The organism is Gallibacterium genomosp. 1 (assembly GCF_000771875.1).
Lineage (GTDB): Bacteria > Pseudomonadota > Gammaproteobacteria > Enterobacterales > Pasteurellaceae > Gallibacterium.
The window spans coordinates 74,656-98,990 of sequence record NZ_JPXX01000001.1 but is presented as its reverse complement, the minus strand read 5'-3'; the positions used below and the strand labels follow the sequence as shown (position 1 = coordinate 98,990).

At 37.6% G+C, this 24,335-nt stretch carries 24 protein-coding genes, 1 tRNA gene and 1 other RNA gene; 17 read left to right on the top strand and 9 right to left on the bottom strand.

Annotation, left to right across the window (positions count from 1 at the left end; translation table 11 throughout):
- Window positions 1-33 precede the first annotated feature (33 nt).
- The gene (locus tag JP36_RS00420) at window positions 34-942 is read left to right on the top strand and encodes a LysR family transcriptional regulator (protein WP_039170825.1); all 909 of its coding nucleotides are present in this window, start codon (window positions 34-36) and stop codon (window positions 940-942) included.
- 322 nt (window positions 943-1,264) lie between these two features.
- Here the strand turns inward: JP36_RS00420 and JP36_RS00415 are convergent.
- The 3 genes from JP36_RS00415 to dnaQ all read right to left on the bottom strand — a co-directional run bounded on the left by JP36_RS00415 (window position 1,265) and on the right by dnaQ (window position 4,199).
- Window positions 1,265-1,341: transfer RNA gene (locus tag JP36_RS00415), tRNA-Met, on the bottom strand.
- 597 nt (window positions 1,342-1,938) lie between these two features.
- Complete coding sequence (yegQ, locus tag JP36_RS00410; protein WP_039136671.1) at window positions 1,939-3,321, bottom strand: tRNA 5-hydroxyuridine modification protein YegQ; 1,383 nt, start codon at window positions 3,319-3,321, stop codon at window positions 1,939-1,941.
- A 113-nt stretch (window positions 3,322-3,434) separates the two neighbouring features.
- Complete coding sequence (gene dnaQ / locus JP36_RS00405; RefSeq protein WP_418251594.1) at window positions 3,435-4,199, bottom strand: DNA polymerase III subunit epsilon; 765 nt, start codon at window positions 4,197-4,199, stop codon at window positions 3,435-3,437.
- Window positions 4,200-4,265: 66 nt separating this feature from the next.
- On the opposite strand from dnaQ, the gene rnhA reads away from it, so the two are divergent.
- Window positions 4,266-4,727, top strand: coding sequence for a ribonuclease HI (rnhA, locus tag JP36_RS00400; protein WP_039170818.1), 462 nt, complete (start codon window positions 4,266-4,268; stop codon window positions 4,725-4,727).
- Window positions 4,728-4,982: 255 nt separating this feature from the next.
- Window positions 4,983-6,983 (top strand): BCCT family transporter, encoded by a 2,001-nt coding sequence (locus JP36_RS00395; protein ID WP_039170815.1) that lies wholly within the window; start codon window positions 4,983-4,985, stop codon window positions 6,981-6,983.
- A 109-nt stretch (window positions 6,984-7,092) separates the two neighbouring features.
- Here JP36_RS00395 and JP36_RS00390 read toward each other — a convergent pair whose 3' ends face one another.
- The gene (locus tag JP36_RS00390) at window positions 7,093-7,644 is read right to left on the bottom strand and encodes a KdsC family phosphatase (protein WP_197494831.1); all 552 of its coding nucleotides are present in this window, start codon (window positions 7,642-7,644) and stop codon (window positions 7,093-7,095) included.
- A gap of 18 nt (window positions 7,645-7,662) precedes the next feature.
- On the bottom strand, window positions 7,663-8,598 hold the full coding sequence (locus JP36_RS00385) for a KpsF/GutQ family sugar-phosphate isomerase (protein ID WP_039170810.1): 936 nt from the start codon (window positions 8,596-8,598) through the stop codon (window positions 7,663-7,665).
- 125 nt (window positions 8,599-8,723) lie between these two features.
- Here JP36_RS00385 and rnpB point away from each other — a divergent pair.
- Window positions 8,724-9,108, top strand: an RNA gene (gene rnpB, locus JP36_RS11145) — RNase P RNA component class A.
- A gap of 115 nt (window positions 9,109-9,223) precedes the next feature.
- Here the strand turns inward: rnpB and der are convergent.
- The 3 genes from der to rsmI form a co-directional block, all read right to left on the bottom strand.
- A complete protein-coding gene (gene der / locus JP36_RS00380; protein ID WP_039170807.1) occupies window positions 9,224-10,750 on the bottom strand; it encodes a ribosome biogenesis GTPase Der in 1,527 nt (508 codons plus the stop codon).
- 124 nt (window positions 10,751-10,874) lie between these two features.
- Window positions 10,875-11,696 carry an alpha/beta hydrolase gene (locus JP36_RS00375; RefSeq protein ID WP_039136656.1) on the bottom strand — a complete coding sequence of 274 codons (822 nt, stop codon included), beginning with the start codon at window positions 11,694-11,696 and terminating at the stop codon, window positions 10,875-10,877.
- A 15-nt stretch (window positions 11,697-11,711) separates the two neighbouring features.
- The gene (rsmI, locus tag JP36_RS00370) at window positions 11,712-12,566 is read right to left on the bottom strand and encodes a 16S rRNA (cytidine(1402)-2'-O)-methyltransferase (RefSeq protein WP_039165642.1); all 855 of its coding nucleotides are present in this window, start codon (window positions 12,564-12,566) and stop codon (window positions 11,712-11,714) included.
- 116 nt (window positions 12,567-12,682) lie between these two features.
- On the opposite strand from rsmI, the gene JP36_RS00365 reads away from it, so the two are divergent.
- The 4 genes from JP36_RS00365 to dolP are packed head-to-tail and all read left to right on the top strand — an operon-like array spanning window position 12,683 to window position 15,988.
- Complete coding sequence (locus JP36_RS00365; protein WP_039170805.1) at window positions 12,683-14,413, top strand: penicillin-binding protein activator; 1,731 nt, start codon at window positions 12,683-12,685, stop codon at window positions 14,411-14,413.
- Between the two features lie 6 nt (window positions 14,414-14,419).
- Complete coding sequence (locus tag JP36_RS00360) at window positions 14,420-14,791, top strand: YraN family protein (RefSeq protein ID WP_013744923.1); 372 nt, start codon at window positions 14,420-14,422, stop codon at window positions 14,789-14,791.
- The gene (locus tag JP36_RS00355; protein ID WP_013744922.1) at window positions 14,784-15,374 is read left to right on the top strand and encodes a D-sedoheptulose-7-phosphate isomerase; all 591 of its coding nucleotides are present in this window, start codon (window positions 14,784-14,786) and stop codon (window positions 15,372-15,374) included. Before JP36_RS00360 ends, JP36_RS00355 begins: the two co-directional genes overlap by 8 nt.
- A gap of 29 nt (window positions 15,375-15,403) precedes the next feature.
- Window positions 15,404-15,988 (top strand): division/outer membrane stress-associated lipid-binding lipoprotein, encoded by a 585-nt coding sequence (gene dolP, locus JP36_RS00350; RefSeq protein WP_412174729.1) that lies wholly within the window; start codon window positions 15,404-15,406, stop codon window positions 15,986-15,988.
- A gap of 63 nt (window positions 15,989-16,051) precedes the next feature.
- Here dolP and JP36_RS00345 read toward each other — a convergent pair whose 3' ends face one another.
- Complete coding sequence (locus JP36_RS00345; RefSeq protein WP_039170803.1) at window positions 16,052-16,870, bottom strand: 5'-nucleotidase, lipoprotein e(P4) family; 819 nt, start codon at window positions 16,868-16,870, stop codon at window positions 16,052-16,054.
- 173 nt (window positions 16,871-17,043) lie between these two features.
- On the opposite strand from JP36_RS00345, the gene JP36_RS00340 reads away from it, so the two are divergent.
- From JP36_RS00340 to tcdA, 9 genes are all read left to right on the top strand, one after another.
- Complete coding sequence (locus JP36_RS00340; RefSeq protein WP_039170800.1) at window positions 17,044-17,628, top strand: LemA family protein; 585 nt, start codon at window positions 17,044-17,046, stop codon at window positions 17,626-17,628.
- A gap of 12 nt (window positions 17,629-17,640) precedes the next feature.
- The gene (locus JP36_RS00335) at window positions 17,641-18,078 is read left to right on the top strand and encodes a TPM domain-containing protein (RefSeq protein ID WP_021461727.1); all 438 of its coding nucleotides are present in this window, start codon (window positions 17,641-17,643) and stop codon (window positions 18,076-18,078) included.
- A complete protein-coding gene (locus JP36_RS00330; RefSeq protein WP_039170798.1) occupies window positions 18,075-18,824 on the top strand; it encodes a TPM domain-containing protein in 750 nt (249 codons plus the stop codon). Before JP36_RS00335 ends, JP36_RS00330 begins: the two co-directional genes overlap by 4 nt.
- A gap of 82 nt (window positions 18,825-18,906) precedes the next feature.
- Window positions 18,907-19,245, top strand: coding sequence for a Grx4 family monothiol glutaredoxin (grxD, locus tag JP36_RS00325; RefSeq protein WP_039136641.1), 339 nt, complete (start codon window positions 18,907-18,909; stop codon window positions 19,243-19,245).
- Between the two features lie 95 nt (window positions 19,246-19,340).
- On the top strand, window positions 19,341-19,994 hold the full coding sequence (locus JP36_RS00320; RefSeq protein WP_039170795.1) for a histidine phosphatase family protein: 654 nt from the start codon (window positions 19,341-19,343) through the stop codon (window positions 19,992-19,994).
- Between the two features lie 180 nt (window positions 19,995-20,174).
- The gene (locus JP36_RS00315) at window positions 20,175-20,690 is read left to right on the top strand and encodes a CvpA family protein (protein ID WP_021461723.1); all 516 of its coding nucleotides are present in this window, start codon (window positions 20,175-20,177) and stop codon (window positions 20,688-20,690) included.
- Window positions 20,691-20,805: 115 nt separating this feature from the next.
- Entirely contained in the window at window positions 20,806-22,320 is a 1,515-nt protein-coding gene (gene purF / locus JP36_RS00310; RefSeq protein ID WP_039170793.1) for an amidophosphoribosyltransferase, read from the top strand.
- 114 nt (window positions 22,321-22,434) lie between these two features.
- Window positions 22,435-23,532, top strand: a complete 1,098-nt coding sequence (gene mltA, locus JP36_RS00305; RefSeq protein ID WP_039136632.1) for a murein transglycosylase A — start codon at window positions 22,435-22,437, stop codon at window positions 23,530-23,532.
- Window positions 23,532-24,305, top strand: a complete 774-nt coding sequence (tcdA, locus tag JP36_RS00300) for a tRNA cyclic N6-threonylcarbamoyladenosine(37) synthase TcdA (RefSeq protein WP_039170905.1) — start codon at window positions 23,532-23,534, stop codon at window positions 24,303-24,305. Before mltA ends, tcdA begins: the two co-directional genes overlap by 1 nt.
- The last annotated feature ends 30 nt before the right edge of the window (window positions 24,306-24,335 follow it).

Genomic DNA, 24,335 nt, shown 5'->3' with positions numbered 1-24,335 from the left:
TCTTTAAAATACTTTTAACTATTAGTTTAAAATATGCAGAAAAATTATTATCAACAACTTCTGTTTTTACACACTATTGTGCAAAGTGGCAGTATTTCAGCTGCTGCTAAAAAGTTAGAAATTAGTGCAGCGGCAGTGAGTAAATCATTGCAATCCTTAGAGCAAGAAATGGGATTTCCGCTTATTTTACGTACTACAAGAAAATTAGTATTAACAGAAGCTGGTGAAAAATTGATTAAACAAACGAAAGATGCTGTTTATGTGATTGAAGATGCTTTTGAAAGTTTGAGTAATGCCGCTAATCCACCATCAGGAACAGTAAAAATTACATTACCGCAAGTTGCTTTTTATATTGCTATCCAGCCGATCTATGCACAATTTTGTCGGAAATATCCCAATATTCAACTTGAATTGTCCATTAATAATGCGATGGTTGATATTGTGGATCACCATTTTGATTTAGGAATACGATTCGGGCATAGTATTGAGGAGGGAATGATTGCTCATCAACTTACGGCACCAATGCGAGAAGGATTATTTGTCAGCAAAGAATATGCGCAAAAATATGGTGTTCCACAATCCATAGCAGATCTCAAAAACCACCGATTTATCGGACATCGGTTTATGACGCATAATCGTTTAAACCCATTAACACTAAGTATAGATGGTGAAGAACGGCAAATTCCCCTTGAAACACAATTAATTTTTAATGACACTGAAATAATGATGGATGCAATTATTCAAGGAATGGGAATTGGTCGAATCTTTGATTTGCGTTATCAACAGTTAAGATTACAACAAGAATTAATACCGGTGTTAGAACCTTATTGGCGATCATTTCCTGCTTTTTATCTCTATTATTTCCCTAGGCATCAACAATTGAAGAGAGTAAAGGCTGTTATTGAATTTTTGTTAGAAGAGAGGAATAAATTAGCAAAATGACAAGTACAGTAGGTCTTTTCCTACTGTACTTCTTATTAGCAGAATTTTTCACCATTAAAGGAAGCTTGATATATTTTTTCGATATTTTCTTTTTGTAGAGATAGAGGACTACGAATTAACAAACGCTTTTGTAAAATAGCAGCATCTGTAAATGTAGGTATTGCAGATGATGGAATGTTAAACTCTTTTTCAAATAAGGCAATATATGAAATTAGTACGATCGAAATAGATGAAATGTAGTCTCAAAAAAGAGAAATTTATACATATCTCTACAAGAAAGATTAAAAAATTACTATAAAATTTTTGAGGGGAAAATTGGGATTGGTTGCGGGGGCTGGATTTGAACCAACGACCTTCGGGTTATGAGCCCGACGAGCTACCAAGCTGCTCCACCCCGCGTCAGATGTGCGTTATTATACACTCGTTTGAATTTTTTACAATATTTTTTTAAAAATTAAAGTTTTTTTGATAAAAAATAGCCAAAATGGTGTCTTTATTTTCGATATCAATATTTAATACTTTCGTTATAGAAAAAGCTATTGATCAAATACGGCTAAAAAATATTGATTTCAGATAGGCAGAACCAAGCATCAATTTACATAATGGCGTTCTTTAGCGTTATAAAAAGTTCAATAAAAATTGATAGAGTCAAACAAGCTCAATTTAGTTATTTTTCATGTTAAATTCGTTAAATCTTGTAACATCTAAAGAAATTTTTTGGTGCAATTCATTTCTTTAGTGATCATTTTGGATCATAAAATAAGCAATATTATAGCATAAATACTGTATAAACATACAGTGTTTAAATTATTAAAAATGGCATTGATTTTTTGTATCTAATTGATTTTAAAATTGAAAAGCTACAAATAAAAAAATCCCCTCTATTCGGGAAAAATAGAGGGGCAAACATTTGGAGTCATATTTTAGGGTACGGACAAGATTATATAGCGTTACATTTTATATTGCAATAACATTTTTAATATTTTTTTAACTTTTTTAACTTTTTTTCTCGCCGTGTGGATCTCTTGTATTTGTATTAGTTAAATTTCGCATCAATAACGCATAATCTAAACAGATATCTGCTGGTATGGGAATAAATACATAATGTCCGTCTCCTAAAGCCGCTTCAACCGATTCACCTTTGCGGTTAAACATCTGATTAATAGTGAAAACAATGTTCCCTTTCGGTGTCATCATTTCAACTTCATCTCCGAGTAGGAATTTATTTTTCACAGCAATTTCTGCCATTCCATTTTTACGAACACCGGTAAATTCACCAACGAACTGTTGTTGATAGGAAACAGAGTAGCCATAGTCATAATTTTGATATTCATCGTGAGTATGACGACGTAAGAAACCTTCGGTGTAACCACGGTGAGCTAATGATTCTAGGGTTGTTATTAGGCTTTCGTCAAAAGGCTTTCCGGCAGCTGCATCGTCAATTGCTTTACGATAAACCTGAGCGGTTCTAGCGCAATAATAGAAAGATTTTGTTCTTCCTTCAATTTTTAAAGAATGTACGCCCATCTGCGTTAATGTTTCAACGTGTTGCACAGCACGTAAATCTTTAGAATTCATAATATAAGTGCCGTGTTCATCTTCAAATGCTTGCATCTGTTCGTCTGGACGTTTACTTTCAGTTAATAGAAAAACTTTATCGGTTGTTGCACCTTCACCTAATGTTGGTGCAACATTTTTTATTGGAATAACTTTATTAGGATCGACAATATTACCGATTTCATCTTCTTGCCCCTCTTTTACTTGGTATTCCCAACGGCAAGCATTGGTGCAGGTGCCTTGGTTCGGATCTCTTTTATTGATATATCCAGAAAGTAAACAGCGACCGGAATAAGCCATACAAAGTGCGCCGTGTACAAAAACCTCGATTTCGATATCTGGTACTTGCTTGCGAATTTCGGCAATTTCATCAAGAGAAAGTTCACGCGAAAGGATAACGCGCGTTAACCCCATTTGATGCCAAAATTTTACACTGGCCCAGTTAACGGCATTAGCTTGCACCGAAAGATGAATTGGCATATGTGGAAAATGCTCACGAACCATCATAATCAAACCGGGATCGGACATAATTAATGCATCCGGTTGCATTTCAATCACAGGGGTTAGATCTTTAATAAACGTTTTTAATTTTGAGTTATGCGGTGCGATATTGACAACAACATAGAATTTTTTGCCTAAGGCGTGAGCTTCATCAATACCGATTTTTAGATTAGCGTGGTTAAATTCGTTGTTGCGAACACGTAAACTGTAACGAGGTTGCCCTGCATAAACTGCATCAGCACCATAAGCAAAGGCGTAACGCATATTTTTTAATGAGCCGGCAGGAGAGAGCAGCTCAGGTTTTGCATAAGTTTTTGTCATTTTTTAATTCTCTTTCTGATCTCAGGTCAGGTTATACCACAAAGGGTATAAATACAAAGGGGTGAATTGTAATCAGCGCCTGCACAGAATGCAAGCGCAGAGTAAGATTGTGGTTAATTCAGTTTATGTGGATCTTGCTCCAAAATTTGTTGCCAAAGGCATTGATCACCACTTTTTTTATTAATTAATGCAATATATTCTTGGTGTGCTTGAATTTCTTCTGTGGAAGGTTTTAGCACAAATAATTTTCGTGGTGTGTTTCTATATTGGATTTGTTGTTGAACTTCTTGTTGTTGAGTTGCTACAACCAGTTCAGTATCCAATTGTAAACTACCTTGGCCACCAGTCATTGCTAAATAGACATCTGCCAGAATTTCAGCATCTAGTAAAGCTCCGTGCAGAGTACGCTTACTGTTATCAATTCCTAAACGACTACATAATGCATCTAAGGAGTTTTTCTTTCCGGGATAAAGTTGGCGTGCGACTTTTAGTGAATCAGTTACCTTGCACAGATCATTCGTAGTTAACGTTTGTCCTTGCAATGCAAATTCTTGATTCATAAATGCCACGTCGAACGGAGCATTATGAATGACCAGTTCAGCACCTTTAATAAAATCAATAAATTCTTGTGCGATCTCTTTAAAACGAGGTTTATCCGCTAAAAATTCGTCAGTAATTCCGTGAACAGCAACCGCTTCTGGATCGACCTGTTGATCTGGTTGCAGGTAAACGTGAAAATTACGCCCAGTATAACGTCTATTAATTAGCTCAACTGCACCGATTTCAATAATACGATGACCGATTTGCGGTTCGCTGGTTCCGCTCATTCCAGTAGTTTCGGTATCGAGTACTACAATTCTGTTTTCATCCATTTGCATAGTGATTTTTCTTTTTCAGATTAACTCTCTATAATTGGGCTTCATTTTAACAACACTTGTTTTAATATGCTAAAAAAAATCGACATTTTTACAGACGGTTCTTGTCTAGGAAATCCCGGAGCTGGGGGAATTGGGATTGTGTTACGCTATAAACGACACCAGAAAGAAGTGTCGCAAGGGTATAAACTGACAACGAATAATAGAATGGAGCTGTTGGCTGCGATTACCGCCTTGAATTTATTGAAAGAACCCTGTGCCGTAACACTTTATAGCGATAGTCAATATTTGCGTAAAGGCATTACGGAATGGATCCAGAAATGGAAAAAAAATCAGTGGAAAACCGCACAAAAACAGCCGGTTAAAAATCAAGATTTATGGATTGCATTGGATCAAGCTATTGCACCACATCAAATCGAATGGCAATGGGTAAAAGGACATGCCGGTCATCCGGAAAATGAGCGTTGCGATGTGTTAGCTAGAGAAGCAGCATCAAATCCATCTCAAGAAGACATAGGTTATAAACCATAATATAGGTTAGTTTTTAATGCTATTTTTATTTTTTAAATAGCATTAAAAACCATAAATTTGATTTTTTTAGCATAATAAGTTAGTATTTTTGAGCTTTAAGCATATTTTATTGGGAATTTTGATATTTCTATCTAATAAAAGTAGTTGAATTTTCTACTATTTTCTATCTTTTTAGAATTTCAAATTGTTTATTGGAATTCGCTCATCAAATGTTAGCAATATTGCTGATCATACAATCAATGAGGAGAATTTATTTTGCGTTTACTGCATTATTTAAAGTCAACGAGTACATTTAAAGCACCAATTTTTTTACCTAGTCTATTATTTATTTTGTTAGTGACTGGATTAGGAATTATTGTGCCAGAAACGACACAAAAGTTGCTGAATGATATAAAAAATAATATTTTTGATAACTTTAGCTGGTTTTATGTCGTTGCTGTTTCAATATTTATCCTGTTTTTATTATTGCTTTGTGCCAGTAGTTTAGGAGATATAAAATTAGGCACTGAAAATGAAGAACCGGAATATCCGTTTATATCTTGGATGGCAATGTTATTTGCTGCCGGAATGGGGATCGGTTTGATGTATTTTGGTGTAGCCGAACCGATTTCGCACTATGTTGCGCCATTAACTGAAAATGCCTCACATACGGAAAAAGTGGAAAATGCACTGTTACTATCCTTTTTCCACTGGGGAATTCATGCTTGGGCAATTTATGCAGTAATTGGCTTAACGTTGGCTTATTTTAGTTTTCGTTATAAATTGCCATTAACAATCCGCTCCGGATTTTATCCTATACTGAAACATCGAGTGTCCGGTTTTTGGGGGCATTTGATTGATATTATTGCACTATGTAGTACAGTTTTCGGGGTGACAACAACATTGGGATATGGAGCAATGCAGCTTGATGCTGGATTGCACGCAGTTGGATGGATGGATAATCGCAGCTTAACTACGCTTTCTGTGATTATTATTGTAGTGATGACATTGGCAGCAATTTCAGCTATCACTGGTGTAGCAAAAGGAGTGCGACGTTTAAGCGAGATTAACTTAGGGATGGCAATTTTATTAATGATTTTCGTGTTAATTGCCGGACCAACGATTTATCTGTTCAGCAATTTTTCAGAAAATGTTGGAAATTATCTTAGTAATTTCATTGAGTTAAGTTTTAAAACTTTTGCTAATGAGCCAGAGAAAAAATCGTGGTTTAATGGTTGGACAGTGTTGTATTGGGCGTGGTGGGTTTCTTGGGCGCCTTTTGTGGGACTATTTATTGCCAAAATTTCTAAAGGTCGCTCAATTCGAGAGTTTATTTTAGGAGTGTTATTTGTTCCGTCTTTGTTTAATGCATTATGGATGACTATTTTTGGTGATACTGCAATTTGGGCAGATCAGCAGTCGCAAGGTGCACTTTCTGCATTGAGTGATAATACCGAAGCGCTTTTGTTTGCTTTTTTTGAACAGCTACCTGGTTCGATAATTGCTTCATTAATTGCAATGCTGATTATTGCATTGTTCTTTATCACTTCGGCAGATTCAGGTATTTATGTGATTAATAATATTGCTTCACAAGGGAAAGATAAAGCACCAGCATGGCAAAGCGTGTTCTGGGCAGTGTTGTTGGCGTCGTTAGCTATTGCATTACTTCGTTCAGGTGGTTTGGCAGCATTACAGACAATGATATTAATTATTGCATTGCCATTTACTTTAATTATGCTATTCCTTTGCTTAGGATTATGGCGAGGATTGATGGTGGACAGCCAGTATTTCTCGAAAAAATTTGCACACGGCAGTTCAGTTTGGAGTGGTAAAAACTGGCGAGACCGCTTAAATAAAATAATGAGTCAACCACAACGTGCTGATATTAAAGCCTTTTTTGATAAAATTGTTATTCCGGCATTTACCGAAGTGGAGTCTGAATTAAAAAATTATGGTTTAAATGTGAAAATCAAGTCATATTCACAATTACGTATTGCATTAGTGATTAAAAATGACAACATTCATAACTTTTTATATGGTGTTGCCAGCGAAAAGCGTTCATTATCCAATCTATTGATTGAGGATGACAGTTTACCGCATATTGAACAGCATAATATTTATGAACCGATCACTTTTTTTAATGATGGTAGAGAGGGCTATGATGTGCAATATATGAGTAAAGATGAGTTAATCGTTGATATTCTGAAACAGTATGAACGTTATATGAATCTGGCTTTAGATGATACGCACAGTTTGTTGTTGAATGATCTTTCTTAATTGAGATAAAGTGGTGTGGATCAATTCACACCACTTTTTTCGTATTTTTAACAAAAATTCGGTGATGATTAGTGAAAACAGTAGAAAAATACTCTACTGTTTTTCGATATTATTGTGCCATTTTCTTTGCGGAATGGAGAAAGCCTTGCGCTGTAGTGTAGATAGCTTCTTTTCCTTGTGCGGCGAGTAGCATATCAACAATCTCACGGAATGCACCTTTGCCACCACTTGCTTTAGTAACAATGTCTACTTGGGATTTAATATAATCCGCAGCATCGGCTACGGTTGCAGTAACACCACATACATTAAATGCTGGTAAATCAACACTGTCATCACCAATATAAAGTACTTCAGAAGCTTGAACGCCAGCTTGTTGCATTAGTGCGAAACAGGCACTCTCTTTTTCCAGTTTTCCTAAAGCAAACAGAGGAATTTTTAAATCAGCAATCCGCCTTCTTAACACCTTAGAATCGCGACCGGATAAAACGGCGACTTGAATGCCACTTTCTAATAACATTCTGGTTCCTAAGCCATCACGGGCATTAAAGATTTTAAATGCTTCAACACCTTCGCTACTTTCGCCATAATAAAGTGAACCATCGGTTAAAACGCCATCAACATCGGTGATCACTAGTTTGATGTTGGCGAGTTTTTGTTGGATTGTTGACATAGATCCTCCTTAGCTTGAAAATTCATATAAGCCGACAACCTGCTGTTGATCATCGACTACCACAAGTGAATGGATTTTATTTTGACGCATAAAATCTTCTGCTTGACCTAAATAACTGTTTTGATTGATAGTTTTTGGGGTTGCAGTCATAAAATCTTGAGCCTGTTTTTGTAATACAGCCTCTCCATAGCGGCTCATTGCTCGGCGGATGTCACCATCAGTAACAATGCCCTGTAACTTTTTATCTTGCATAATTAAAGCAACACCCATTCGCCCTTCATTCATTACGGTTAGGCAATCAAGGAAGAGTGTATCGGCGTGAACGATAGGTAGTGTCGTTTGCATTTTATCGCGAACCTTGCATAACAGACGACGACCCAAGCTACCACCGGGATGGAATTTGGCAAAATCTTCTGTTTGGAAATTGCGTGCTTTGATTAATGAAACTGCCAGCGCGTCACCTAATGCCATTGTCACCAACACAGAAGTGGTTGGTGCTAAATTATTAGGACAAGCTTCACGTTCAACACTGATATCTAATACATAATCAGCATGTTTTGCTAAAGTGGATTGTAAATTACCGGTCATCGCTATGATTTTATTGCCAAAGTTTTTCAAACTCGGAATTAATTTATTTACATCATCGGTTTCACCGCTATAGGAGATTAGTAACACTACATCAATCGGTTTTAGCATACCTAAATCGCCATGGAATGCTTCTGTTGGATGTAGAAAGAAACTTGGGGTACCGGTTGAAGCAAAAGTAGCAACCATTTTTTTTCCAACGAGTCCGGATTTTCCAATGCCTCCAATTACAAGACGCCCTTGGCAGTACAAAATCAATTCGACAATTTGTTGAAAATTTTCAGGAAGTTGTTGTTGTAATCGAATAAGAGCCTGCTGTTCGATTGCTAACGTATCTTTAGCAATTTGCAAATAATCCATAATTTCTCCAATTACGCAATAAAAATTGCCAAATATTTTAATCGGTTAGGGAGAAAAAAGCGAATAAAAACACAAATTTAAACTTTTACTATATTCCAAAGCAAAAATCCGCTATACTTCGCGTCCGAGTTAGCCAGACAATCGCTGGTTTATTGAAGCCCTCAACCGTGAAAACGACCTAGGGGACAAGTAGACGAGAGGAAAGTCCGAGCTACATAGGGCAGAGTGCCGGATAACGTCCGGGAGGCGCGAGCCTACGACCAGTGCAGCAGAGAGCAGACCGCCGATGGCTCGTTAGAGATCAGGTAAGGGTGAAAGGGTGCGGTAAGAGCGCACCGCGTGAGTGGTAACATTTCACGGCATGGTAAACTCCACTCGTAGCAAGACCAAATAGGAACTCAATGGGTGGCCCGCTCAGAGTTCGGGTAGGTTGCTTGAGCGGCTATGCAAATAGTCGCCTAGATGAATGATTGTCCACGACAGAACTCGGCTTACCGGCTAACTCATTTTTCATTTTTTCTCTTCTTGTGATAAATACAATTGCCTTTTTACTGTTAAATTTTAGATAAGCCAAAACTGCATTAATCTAAATTAAAAAGGCTTCCTTGAGAGAAGCCTTGATCTACTATCGTTTTGATTTCTTAATAAATTTCATTAAACGTCTGCGCTTGCGTAATTGGTTCGGTGTTAATGTGTTACGTTTACCAGCATATGGGTTATCTCCATCTTGGAATAACATTCTGATCGGAGAGCCGATAATTTGCAAACTACGGCGGTAATAATTGGATAAATAACGTTTATAGGAATCCGGTAATTTATCAATTTGGTTACCGTGTACTACAATAATTGGAGGATTATGTCCACCTGGGTGTGCATATTTCAATTTAATTCTGCGTCCAGCAATCATTGGCGGTTGGTGTTCTGTGGTTGCCATTTGCAAAATCCGTGTCAATAGCGATGTTGAATAACGTTTAGTTGCGGATTGATAAGCTTCGTTGATAGATTCAAAAAGATTACCAACACCACTGCCGTGTAGTGCAGAAATAAAATGAACACGAGCGAAATCAATAAAATCTAAACGGCGATCTAATTCGGATTTAATGTTATCTTTGATTTCTTGACTTAATCCGTCCCATTTATTAACAACAATGACTAAAGCTCGACCAGCATTTAGAATAAAGCCTAATAGTGATAAATCTTGATCGGAAATACCTTCACGCGCATCAATGGTAAGTAATACCACATTAGCATCCTGAATTGCCTGCAACGTTTTAATGACCGAAAATTTTTCTACGGTGAGGGTGACTTTACCACGTTTACGCACACCTGCGGTGTCAATAATGGTATATTGCTGACCGTCCCGCTCCATCGGAATATAAATACTGTCACGTGTTGTACCCGGCATATCGTAAACGACGACACGATCCTCTCCTAATATACGGTTAGTTAAAGTGGATTTACCAACATTCGGGCGACCGACAATTGCAATTTTAATCGATTTTTGTTCTGTTTCAGCATTATCTTCTAAATCTTCGTCTTCTTCGCTGTCATCTATAATTTCATCATTGATTGAAGTGGCTTCAAAATCAGAAAAATTGGTATCGGAAAGTGCAAAATCAAAATTTTCTTCACTCTCTGTTTCGGCGTTTTCACTCTCATCTTCCTGATAAGGGGCAAGAACATCTTGGATTAATTGTGTTACCCCTCTACCTTGTGAAGCAGCGATAGGAACAATTTCTTCTAAACCTAATTGATAAAACTCGCCAATATGTGAATCGGCATCAATACCGTCAATTTTATTTGCTACTACTACTGTGGTTTTTTCACGACGGCGAAGATATTGTGCGATACCAATATCCGCAGCAGTTAAGCCGGCACGAGCATCGACCAAAAAAAGAACAATATCGGCTTCATCAATTGCCAATAATGATTGTTCCGCCATTTTTTCTTCAATGCCTTGCTCCGAACCGTCAATACCTCCAGTGTCAATAACAATAAATTCTGTTCCATTTAATTGACCTTGACCATATTTTCGGTCACGAGTTAATCCCGGGAAATTAGCGACAAGTGCATCACGACTACGAGTTAATCGGTTGAATAATGTGGATTTTCCCACATTTGGACGCCCAACCAGGGCAATGACAGGAGTCATAATCACCTCAATTTTTAATATTTATATTTAAATTATGTAGTTAAAAAATGGCGCACATTATATCGGATTTATCGTGTGATCCTAACGATTTATTGCAAACTAAATGAGCAAATTGAAAAAAATGCTATTCCAGTAGTGAAAAGTGTAAGAATTCTGCAAAATGATTTGCCCAATAATATTCGTGATGAATTTCATTTGCCATAATGCGAAGTCGAATTTGATCAATTGGATGTCCCGTGCGCAATAGTGCTTGATAATAACGTAGTGTACAATCAATATAGGCTTGATTCATATTGGAAATATATTCGGCATCGGCATCATCTCCTTCGTTTGTGCCAACTTGAATAAACACTTTGCCGTTGCGATTGAATGGATGATAATGAAGAAATTCAAGAAAATTTGATTCACTGAACCATGAAGCAAGAGAAAAAATACCAAGATGTCCAAATATCTCAGGATAAGCAGCTCCCATATAAGCAGTAATAATTCCACCCATTGAACTGCCTGCTAGCAAGGTATATTGTGCTTCCGGTTTCGTGCGATAACTTTGGTCGATAAAAGGTTTAACCGTTTCCACCACCCATTTACCATATTCCATTCCCATTCCACCAGTATTTCTTGAAACTTCACTATTACCAACTTCGGTGCGCCAAGGGCCGTATTCATCTAAACGTCGTTCACTAGCATTATCAATGCCAACGACAATCAGTTGCGGAAACTCGCGGTGTTTTTTTAAGGTAGGAATCACTTTCCAAGAGTAGCCAGAGTAAGATTCTTTACTATAAAACACGTTTTGCCCGTCGTGCATATAAAGAACTGGGTAGTGTTGCCATTGATTTTTATAGTAGTTTTTCGGCAATAAAACGCGCACGCGACGCATATGGTCATAATAGGGAACGTATAAAAAATGTTCTTGCATTTCAAGATAATAGTGATGCATAGTCATTCCTTTGCTATAGTTTTAATTTTGCTGCATAAAATGTTGCAAGCCATATTGATAAAGTGCATTCTTCTTGTAGCCATAAACTTCAGCAACAATCGCTGCTGCCTTTTTTAAAGGTAATTGTTGATTGATTAATTTCAGGCTTAATAATGCTTGAGGGTTAAATTGTTCTTCATTATTTTCAACTGCGCCTTCAACCACCAATACAATTTCACCTTTACAACGATTAGCATCCTCTTTTAACCACGCGATCATTTCTGCAAGTTGATTGCCGTAAACCGTTTCCCACGTTTTGGTTAATTCTCTGGCAATCACTAAATAGCGATCTGCACCGAAAACGGTTTGCATATCTTGCAAACTTTCTAAAATACGGTGCGTTGATTCATAAAAAATCAGTGTACGTGTTTCCGTTTTTAATTCGGCAAGGCGATCAAGGCGTGCTTTGCTTTTTGCAGGCAAAAAGCCTTCAAAACAGAAGCGGTTGGAGGCAATGCCAGCAATGGAAAGTGCAGTAATTGCGGCACAACAACCCGGGATAGGTACAACACGAATATTTGCCTGACGACAGGCTCTGACTAAATGAAAACCAGGATCGCTAATAAGCGGTGTGCCGGCATCGGAAACTAAGGCAATATTAGAACCTTGTTGTAATTTATCAATTAAGATTTCCAATTTTTGTTGTTCGTTATGATCGTGTAAAGCAAAAAGTGGTTTTTTAATGCCGTAATGATTTAATAATAAACCACTATGGCGAGTATCTTCTGCCGCAATAAGATCAACTTGGTTGAAAGTGTCCAACGCACGTTGGCTAATATCGCTTAAATTGCCGATTGGCGTAGCGACAATATATAAAGTTCCGTATAAATTGCTCATAAATTAAGTCTTTTATTGCTTTTAAACTAAGAGATAAGTAAGATTTATTTGTACTCGACAAAAGGTCGAGTGGTCTTGTTTTTATAATGATAGTTTAAATTATCATAGGTATATATATGTTGAACATTCTATTACAACGAATGAATTTTAAAAATCTTTTACTGAGTTTTTTCGTAATGATCAGTGTAGCAGGATGTAGCAGTCTTATTGGTTCAAATAATACGATGTTACAAAATGAAGCCTATGCCAGCTCCGATTTTTACTTGGATAAGGCAAATAGTAGTCAGGATCAGGATGAAAAAGTAAATTATCAATTGTTAGCGATTCGTGCATTACTAAATGAAAATAAAGTGGCGCAAGCCTCTAGTTTGTTATCATCTTTGACTGATTTAGACGATGCACAACAGTTGGACGCTTCGCTTTTGAAAGCATCTTTATTGGCAATGCAGCGTGATAACAGTGCGGCAACAACCTTGTTGAATACTATTAAGTTAGATAGCCTCAGCAATTCACAAAAAGTGCGTTATTATGCGGTACTAGCTCAAATTGCGGAAAATAGTCACGATGCGATTGGTGCAATTAATGCGCACGTGCAAATGGATCGTTTCATTACTGATATGCAACGTAAACAACAAAATAATGATGTGATCTGGGGGTTATTGCGTAATTTGGATAAAAATACGTTAAACAGTTTAATTGTGGATGATAATGATGTGGCGTTAAAAGGGTGGATTGATTTGGCAAAAGTATATAACGATCACATTGCACAGCCCGATCAAATGCGTTTTGCGATTCAGAATTGGAAAACCACTTATGCCAACCATTCAGCAGCTTATTTATTACCGACTGATTTACGTGGTGTGGTCAATTTTGAGAATTTAAATATTCAACAAATCGCCGTGTTATTACCGTTAAGCGGTAACGGTGAATTAATTGGTAAAACAATTTTACAGGGATTTAACGATGCTCGCGGTAACTCACAGATTATCGTGAAAACCTATGACACAATGGCAGGAACTAATGTTACAGACTTGGTTAATCAGGCAAAACAGGAAGGTGCGCAAGCGGTTGTCGGCCCGTTATTAAAAGATAATGTGGATGCATTATTAAATGGAAATGCGATACAAGGGTTGAGTGTATTAACATTGAATACTGCACCAAGTATGCGTCCGATACAAGGTGTTTGTTATTATGGACTATCGCCAGAAGATGAAGCACAAGCTGCTGCTGTTAAAATGTGGAATGATGGCGAAGTCAATCCTTTGGTGTTTGCACCACAGAACGATTTAGGACAACGTAGTGCTTCTGCTTTTAATGCTAAATGGCAAAGCTTTGCAGGTACGGACGTGAATACTTATTACTATACTTTAGTTGATGATATTTTAGCGAATCTAAAAAATGCAACAATGAATGGCAAAGTAAATGCAATTTATGTGGTGGCAGATAGTCAACAATTGCAGGAGATTAAAACGGCATTGGATAATTCTGATGCTCACGATATTGCAATTTACGCTACTTCACGTAGCAATTCCGCTAACAATGGGCCAGATTACCGCTTAACAATGAATGGTGTGAAATTTAGTGATATTCCACTTTTAAGTGATTTAAATTCTGCAAGCTATCAACAGGCACTTAAAATTGCGAATGGCGATTATTCATTACTTCGTTTATATGCGATGGGAGCAGATGCGTGGATGTTAATCAATAAATTTGCTGAACTTCGTCAGATTCCGGGTTATAGCATTAATGGTCTAACTGGCGTATTAAGTGCCGGTGAAGGTTGTAATATTGAGAGAACAATGACCTGGATGCAATATGATAACGGCAATATAAAAACCATTCATTAATTGAAAATGTCATTATTCAAACCAAGACAGCAAGGCGGCGAGTTTGAGCAACAAGCTCGCCGTTTTTTAGAACAAAAAGGCTTAAAATTTATTGCTGCTAATCAGACTTTTAAATGTGGAGAAATTGATCTGATTATGCAAGACGGAAAAACACTGGTTTTTGTTGAAGTGAGACAGCGGAAAAGTGCAAAATTCGGTTCTGCGGTAGAAAGTGTTTCCTGGTCAAAGCAACAAAAATTATTGAAAGCCGCAAATTTATGGTTAGGATTACGACAACAAAGTTTGGAAACGGTAAGTTGTCGATTTGATTTAATCGCTTTTGATGGGGTTGCTTATCAAATTACGTGGTTACAAAATTTTATAGAAATAAATGGCTGATATTATGTTGGATCGAATAAAAGCGCTATATGAAGAGAGCATTAAAGGACATATCGCCACCGCCGCTGTGATTCCGGAGATATTGGCGAAGACGACTAACGAATTAACACAATGTTTGTTACGTGGTAATAAAATTGTGGTTTTTGGATATGGTCGTTCTACTTCTAATGCACAATTATTAGTAGCGAATCTGATTAATCGATATCTATTGGCTCGCCCTAGTTTCCCCGCAATACTGCTTGGATTGGATGGTGCTGTCGGAGCTGCTTTAATCAGTGATAACAGTGTGTCTGAAGCTTATCAAAAGCAGTTTAGTGCTGTAGTAAGCAGTGGCGATGTCTTTGTAATTTTGACGCCGGATACTGAGGAAGTTTCTCTCTCATTAATCCGTTGTGCCAAAGATAAAGATATTTTGGTGGTTGCGTTAACCGGGGATAAAAACGATCATCTTAATGGTTTGCTGGATGAAAACGATATTAATATCGCCGTTCCGGTACAAAAAGAGGTGCGAATTTTAGAACAGCATCTGTTTATTATTAATACATTATGTGAATTAATTGATTTTTCACTCTTTTCTCATTAATGAAAAAAAAGGAGGCAATAATGCGTAATATTCAATGGAAACAATTGGTTAAAGTAACAGCAATGGTCAGTGTAGTGACTTTGTTACAAGGTTGTGTAACCGCTGCTGTTGTTGGTGGTGGAGCATTGGCAACCAAAGTAGCGATGGATCCTCGCACTACTGGTACACAAATTGATGACCAAACATTAGAGTTGCGAGTTGCAGATGCATTGCGTAAAGATAAACAATTAAATGAACAGGCACATATTAGTGTGATTGTTTATAATGGTCGTGCGTTATTGGTCGGCGAAGCGCCGGGTGCCGATCTTAAAGAGGTCGCCGTTAATCTTGCGCGTGGCGTTAAAGATATCGCTGATGTTTATGATGAAATACAGATCGGCGAAAAGGTTAGTTTTATGCAGGCGAGTAAAGATACGTGGATTACTACAGAAGTAAAATCAAAATTATTCGTAAACGGCAATGTAAAAGCAACGGATGTAAAAGTAGTAACTGAAAACGGTATTGTATATTTGATTGGTCGAGTAACTCAATCTCAAGCCGCTGCCGCAGTTGATGTTGCTCGTCAAGTGAATGGAGTCAGAAAAGTAGTAAAAGTATTTACTTATTTAAATTAACACATAGTATAAAAACATAAACAAAAGGGCATTTTATAAGATGCCCTTTTCGTATTAGAAAAATTATTTACCATCCCACGCTTTTAATGCTGCATCACGAATTTTGAGCTTTTCAGAAGCAGATTTTTTGAAATAGTCAGGGGCTAAACCGCTCTCCCAGTCACCGTAATTCGGGTTCGGCAATACAATATACTGTTTACCGAATTTGCTTTCATTTTCTGTGACAAATTGACGACGTTCTGCATTTGGTTTGTGATAAGTTGCATCACCGTAGTCATTAAGGTTGTCACCGACATACATAACGATTTCATAGCCCATTTTTTCGATTTCGGCAAAACGTGCTGATTTAGCTGATTTATCTTTTTTCAATAATAGCGTTTTATCATTGACACCAGTGAAACCGAGGCGTTTCATATCATCAATGGTAGCTACTTTTTCATTACTGTCTTTACGGTTTGAAACATAGAACATTGTACCGCCGTGGCTGTTCACATAATTAGCGAATTCCACTGCACCGGGAACGGCAGCACTTTGGCGAGCATTTACCCATTTTGTCCACACTTTACTGCTGTAAGGCTGTAAATTTTTTGCCTGCCAAGCGGCGTGAGCACTGTTATCGATTAATGTTTCATCCAAATCGGAAACCACCGCTTTTTTCTTACCTTTGTGTACTTTGGCTTTATCAAAGCTGATTTTTGCAATATTAAAGGCTTGGTATGCCAATGCCTGATATTCTCCGGATTGTTGTACCCAGTTGACTGCAAAAGTGGTTTGATCAACTAAACGTTGAGCTGCTTGTTGTTCCGTATTTTGTTGGGTGCTACAAGCAGATAATGCCAATGTTGTAGCAATAGCCAAAATACCCAATTTTAATGTTCTCATTGCTCTCTCCTTGACGTTTTTTACGATAATGAGGTTTAGTATTTTACTCTAATCTTGTTTTATAATTAGCAAGAAATTTGTGATGTGGCTCACAAAATCTATGATTAGTTGCTGTTGTTGTGACTTATTTGGTTATGATGAGTCGAATTATTTATCCATTTAATGAGGAAATTATGAAAAAAAGTACCTTAATTGTTATTTTAGTTGCGATTGTGCTTGGCTTTACCGTAATGGGAAGTTACAACGGATTGGTACAAGCGGAAGAGGATATTGATTCTGTATGGGCGAATGTAGAATCACAATATCAACGTCGTGCCGATTTAATCCCGAATTTAGTGAATGCGGTAAAAGGTCAGGCAAATTTTGAGAAAGAAACGTTGACAGGTGTGGTAGAAGCGCGTGCGAAAGCAACACAGATAAAAATTGATCCTACCAATATGACAGAAGAACAGTTAGCGCAATTCCAAGCGCAACAAAATCAAGTCGGTTCAGCGTTATCCCGTTTATTGGCAACAGTTGAAAATTATCCGCAATTAAAAGCTAATGAAGGCTTTTTAACATTGCAAACCCAATTGGAAGGCACTGAGAATCGGATTAATGTTGCGCGTAATAACTTCAATGAAGCGGCAAAAACTTACAATAAAAAAATTCGTACATTCCCAACAAAATTGGTGGCAATGTTATTCGGTTTTAATGAAAAACCTTATTTCAAAGCAGATGTCGGTGCAGAAAAAGCACCTGTAGTCAATTTTAATTAATTAGGAACAGTGATGTCATTATTTAGCCAACCTATTCAAAAATCGGTGATCGAACAGGCGATTGCCGATTTGGAAAAGAAAACATCGGCAGAATTACGCGTTTATGTTGAACGAAAAAAATCGGATGCAGGTCGGAGTGCATTGCAGCAGGCAACATTTCTATTTCAGCAGTTGGAAATGGAAAAAACAGCATTACGTAATGGGGTGTTGATTTATCTTGCTTTGCAATCTAAACAGTGTGCGATTGTAGGCGATCAGGGAATAGATCAATATGTTGAGGCAGATTTCTGGCAGCGTGCTTGTGATTTGATTGTTGAGCAGGCAAAACAGAAACAATATACCCAAGGAATTGTTAATGCGATAGCGATGATTGGCGAGCGTTTGGCTCAATATTTCCCTTATCAAGAAGATGATAAAAATGAATTACCGAATGAAGTGGTGATTAAATGAAAAAATATGCTTTTTGTCTGTTCTTTTGTCTATTTTTCATTAAATTTGCCTTTGCTGCGAGTTATCCGCCACCGCCGCAACCATTTCGGTATTTGAATGATTACACGCATACTTTGACCGAAAAACAGCAACAAACAATTGAGCAACAGCTGATTAACTATAGTCAGAAAACCAGCTCACAAATTGTAGTGGTGATGATTCCGTCAACCAATGGTATTGAGATTGCTGATTATGCGTTTACGCTTGGTGATCGTTGGGGAATTGGCAGAAAACAGCTTAATAATGGCGTATTGATGCTGATTGCTAAAAATGATCGCAAAATTTTTATTGCAACTGGGCAAGGCTTGGAAGGTGCGTTGCCAGATGCTTTTTTAGGTAAAGTGATTAGGCAGGTTATTACGCCGGCTTTTCGTGAAAATCACTATGCTACTGGTATTGCACAAGGGCTAAATTATATTATGGCAGCGAGTCAGGGAGAGTTTAAACCTGAACAACTGCAAGAGCCGGAACGTCACGATTATATTCCTTTGTTGATGGTGGCATTTTTCTTTTTAGTAGTATTTTTAAGTGAGTACCATAAACGTAAAACTTATGTCAGCCCTCGTTCCCGTCATTATCGACCGGGTAATATTTATATCGGTGGCGATCCGTTTGATCATCACAATGGCGGTGGTTTTGGCGGCGGAAACAGCGGTGGTTTCGGTGGCGGTGGCTTTGGTGGTGGCGGTGCTGGTGGCAGTTGGTAACCAATATGAGTGAGATTGGTTTATAGTGATGCTTATGTTACAATCCCGTCACTTTTTATCCCATTTTAATTGAGGTCAAATAATGGAAACTATTGAAAGAATTAAACAACAAATTAGTGAAAATCCTATTCTTATCTATATGAAAGGTTCACCAAAATTCCCATCTTGCGGATTTTCGGCGAGAGCGGTGGAGGTGTTGATGAATTGCCAAGTGCCTTTCGGCTATGTTGATATTTTGCAACATCCTGATATTCGTGCTGAGCTACCAAAATATGCAAATTGGCCAACTTTCCCACAACTTTGGGTAGAAGGTGAATTAATCGGCGGTTGCGATATTATGTTGGAAATGTTCCAAAAAGGCGAATTACAATCGCTATTAAAGGAAACAGCGGCTAAACACGCTGAAAGTGAACAAGCTTAATTTTATTTTGCCCTCTAAATGATGAGGGCAATTTTTTATCTGCAAGGCATAAAAAATGGTTATGCTTGCTATTTTAAATTTAAATAGGGAAAACAATGCAAAAAAATCTGACTTTCTACTTTTTACGTCACGGACGTACAGAATGGAATGAAGAGGGGTTACTTCAAGGGCAGGGCAATTCGGCATTAACGGAAGCAGGTGTTGTTGGGGCATTGGCTGCTGGCAAGGCATTAGAACAGGTACCTTTTGTGGCGGCTTATTCTAGTTGTTTACAACGAACCATTGACACCGCGCGTTACGTGATAGGAACGCGACCAATTCCATTGTTTCAACATCAAGGATTAAATGAGCAGTTTTTTGGAAAATGGGAAGGTATTCAAATTGATGAAATTCGTGCTTCGCAAGCATTCCAAAATTTAGTCAAATATCCGAAAGCGTATGATCAAAATATTGAGCAGTATAATCAAGGTGAGCCGTTTGCAAAATTGGCTGAACGATCATATAAAGCGATTCAGGATATTATTCAAGTGCATCAACAAGGTAATATTTTGATTGTTTCTCACGGACATACATTACGGTTATTGTTGTCGTTATTAGGTGGTCATCGTTGGCAGGATCACCGTAAGGAGGGTGTGAGTGTGAGTTTGGCAAATTGCAGTATCAGTATTTTTAATTATCAACAATTAGCAGAGCAACAATCGTTTCAATTAGTGCAAATGAATGGCACGGATCACTTACCACAAGTGTAAATAGCAAAATTTGATCGCTGATTCTAAGTGTAAAAATTCATCTGCCGACTATTTTTAATGCGGTAAAAATGATAAAAGCGATCAATTTGGAGAAAGTTGAAGAATTCCCATAATTAGCACTACGCAAACGTGTTCTTTTTTTGTAGAATATACGCCGTTTTACGCCACAGAGAGTTTACAATGATCGATTATATTATTATTGGCATTATTTCTTTTTCGATAATTATTAGCTTATTTCGTGGATTTGTTCGAGAAGTTTTATCTTTAGCCAGTTGGTTGATAGCTTTTTTTATCTCCAGTCATTTTTATCCTTACTTAGCCGCGTTTTTCCAGCAAATAGAATCAGAATATCTACGCAATGGTACGGCAATTGTTATTCTTTTTATTGTTACATTAATTGTTTGTAGTTTAATCAATTACATTATTTCAAAACTGGTTGAAAAGACAGGATTAAGTGGTACGGATCGCGTTCTTGGTGCGTGTTTCGGCTTATTACGAGGGGTATTGATTATTGCAGCAATGTTGTTCTTTTTGGATACCTTTACGAATTTCAGTCAGAGTGAATGGTGGAAAGCATCAAAATTGATTCCACATTTCGGATTTGTGGTTGATTGGTTTTTCCACCAGTTACAGCTTCACTCAAGTTTCATTAAAATTTCGTTCGTGACTGAAAGCCTACCGTTCACGGTGGTATAACGGTTTCACTTGGGAAGTTTTGCTTTTTCCAAGTCAGAGCAGTTCATAGCACAATGTTTATCGTTGTTCTGTGGATTGAAAATAACTAACTTACTTCATCATAGAGGAAAAAATAATGTGCGGTATCGTGGGAATTTTGGGGTATTCAACTGTTAATCAATCAATTTATGATGCGTTAATCGTATTACAACATCGTGGACAGGATGCCGCAGGAATTGTAACCGTAGATGAGGAAAACCGTTTTCGTTTGCGTAAAGCGAACGGTTTAGTAAGTGATGTGATTCAACAAAAACATATGTTGCGTTTGCAAGGTTGTGCCGGTTTGGGGCACGTTCGCTATCCGACTGCTGGTAGTTCAAGTGTTTCAGAGGCGCAACCTTTTTATGTTAATTCACCTTACGGACTGACTTTGGTGCATAACGGCAATTTAACTAATGCCGATAAGTTGAAAGAAAAATTATTTCGCCTTGCCCGTCGACACGTTAATACCAATTCCGATTCAGAATTATTACTCAATATTTTGGCGTATCATCTAGAACAAATTAATAAACACGATTTAGATGAAGACGATATTTTTTATGCTATTCAGCGTACACACAAAGATATTCGAGGTGGCTATGCTTGTGTAGCAATGGTAATTGGTCACGGAATGATTGCTTTCCGAGATCCATTCGGTATTCGACCTTTGGTTTTAGGTAAGCGTGAAGATCAGGGAAAAACAGAATATATGTTTGCATCCGAAACGGTGGCTCTGGATGCGGTAGGGTTTGAATTTGTGCGTGATGTTAATCCGGGTGAAGCGATTTATGTAACATTTGATGGCAAACTTTATTCAAAACAGTGTGCAGACAATGCAAAATTATCACCTTGTATTTTTGAGTTCGTCTATTTTGCTCGTCCTGATTCTTATATTGATGGCGTTTCTGTTTATGCAGCTCGAGTGCATATGGGGGAATATCTCGGACGTAAAATTGCTACCGAATGGAGTGATATTTTGGCGGATATTGATGTGATTATTCCTGTACCAGAAACCTCTAATGATATTGCGTTGCGAATTGCTAATGTGTTGAATAAACCGTATCGTCAAGGCTTTGTGAAAAACCGTTATGTTGGTCGTACTTTTATTATGCCGGGACAAACACAGCGCCGTAATTCGGTAAAACGTAAATTGAACACTATTTCTTCTGAATTTAAAGGAAAAAATGTGTTATTGGTGGATGACTCTATCGTGCGCGGTACGACTTCTGAACAAATTGTGGAAATGGCAAGAGCAGCAGGAGCGAATAAAGTTTATTTTGCTTCGGCAGCGCCGGAAATTCGTTATCCGAATGTTTATGGTATTGATATGCCAACATCACACGAATTGATAGCTTATGGACATACTGTTGATGAAATTGCAAAATTGATCGGTGTTGATAAATTGATTTATCAAGATCTTTCTGCGTTGGAACAATCTGTACGCCAAGAAAATCCGGCAATCGAAAGTTTTGATGACTCTGTGTTTACCGGTGAATATATTACTGGTGATATTACGCAAGAATATTTAGATAAAATTGCACAAATGCGTAGTGATGGCAGTAAAAAACGTCAGGAAAGTGAAGCAAGTAATTTAGAAATTTATAATGAATAGGATTGTGGATTAAGTTTCTGCGTTCCCATTTTGTCAAACTCCTCAGTAGTTTAGCTACTAAGGAGTTTTTCTATCTATATAGTTGATCTATTTTTGAGAAAGGTTATAACAAAAATGATAAAAAATATAAAGAAATTGACTGTAACTGCTATGGTATCTTTAATTTTGGTTGGTTGTTCATCTTCACAACAACATAGCGCTTCTGGAAGTAATAATAGAACATCTTATGAGCAGTTAGGTGCAGTTTATAAAGGCCGAACTTTTATGCGAATGCCACTAACTTCAGTTGGGATAGTGGAAAATCAAAGTGCAGTGGTTAATCAAGGCGATTTCCTAACGCAATTAAGCATTATCTCCAGTACATCGCCTCGATTGAGTGCAAAATATCAATCTACTTATGAGAAGGTAACAAATTGGGTTTTAGCTGGTGCGGATGTATCGCAAATTAATCAGTTTGGTATTGGTATTCAAAAGATGGCGGGGCAGGATGGCTATCAAAACGTGTTGATGACAGGGTATTATTCACCAGTTATTCACGCTCGTCGTTCACCACAAGGTAAATATCAGCACCCAATTTATGCAATGCCAAAATATAAACGTTTTTCTCGGTCGCAAATTTATGCTGGTGCGTTAAAAGGAAAGGGCTTAGAGTTGGCTTATAGCGATTCAATGTTAGATAACTTTTTGCTAGGCGTGCAAGGCAGTGGTTATATTGATTTCGGTGAAAATAACCTTAACTATTTTGCTTATGCTGGGCAAAATGGTTTCCCTTATACCAGTGTCGGTCGTCTGTTAGTTGAAGATGGCGAAATCCCGAAAGAAAAAATGTCGGTACAGGCAATTAAAGATTGGGCAGCACGCAATCCAAATCGTTTGCAAGGATTGTTAGAGCGAAATCTCTCTTATGTTTTTTTCAAGAATGTGCCGAATGGCAAAGTTAAAGGCTCTGCCGGTATTCCACTAGTGCCGTTAGCTTCTGTTGCTTCTGATCGTAGCTTAATTCCTTCAGGCAGCGTATTATTAGTGGAAATGCCAGAAATTGATAACGATGGAAATTGGATTGGAAAACATCAATTGCGATTAATGGTGGCATTGGATGTCGGTGGAGCGGTGAAAGGACAACATTTTGACCTTTATCAAGGTATAGGTGATAGAGCAGGACATATTGCCGGATTATTAAAACATTATGGACGAGTTTGGGTATTGAATTAATGGCAAGAGTAGATAATTTTGAACAGCGATTCGGCGGCATTGGCAGATTATATGGTGAGCAGGCGTTACAGCGATTACGTCAGGCACATATTTGTGTAGTCGGGATTGGTGGTGTTGGTTCTTGGGCTGTGGAAGCATTAGCTCGTTCTGGAATCGGTAAATTGACGTTGATAGATATGGATGATATTTGCGTGACTAACATTAATCGTCAAATTCACGCTTTGACTGAAACGGTTGGTCAGCTAAAAACGGAAGTGATGAAATTACGTGCATTATCGATTAATCCGCAAATTGAGGTAGAAATTATTGATGATTTTTTAATGGAAGAGAATATCGACCGATATTTAAATCATAATTATGATTATGTGATTGATGCAATTGACAGTGTTAAAGTTAAAGCGGCGTTGTTAGCTTATTGTAAACGCCAGAAAATTAAAGTGATAACTACTGGTGGTGCAGGTGGTCAGACTGATCCGAGTCAAATTCAAATTAAGGATTTAAGCCGCACTATTCAAGATCCGCTAGCCGCAAAAGTGCGTTATTTATTGCGTAAACAGTATGGATTTACGGACAATCCTCAGCGAAAATTCGGTATTGATTGTGTTTTTTCTACTCAACCACTTATTTTCCCACAAGTCGGTACGGAATGTAGTGCGTCAGCTACGATGAATTGTAGTAACGGCTTTGGAGCGGCAACAATGATTACCGCCACATTCGGTTTTTTTGCCGTTTCAAGAGTGATTGAAAAATTGCTACAAAAGAAAATTGATTAGTTTGTTATAATCTCAGCTAAAGATCTCCCC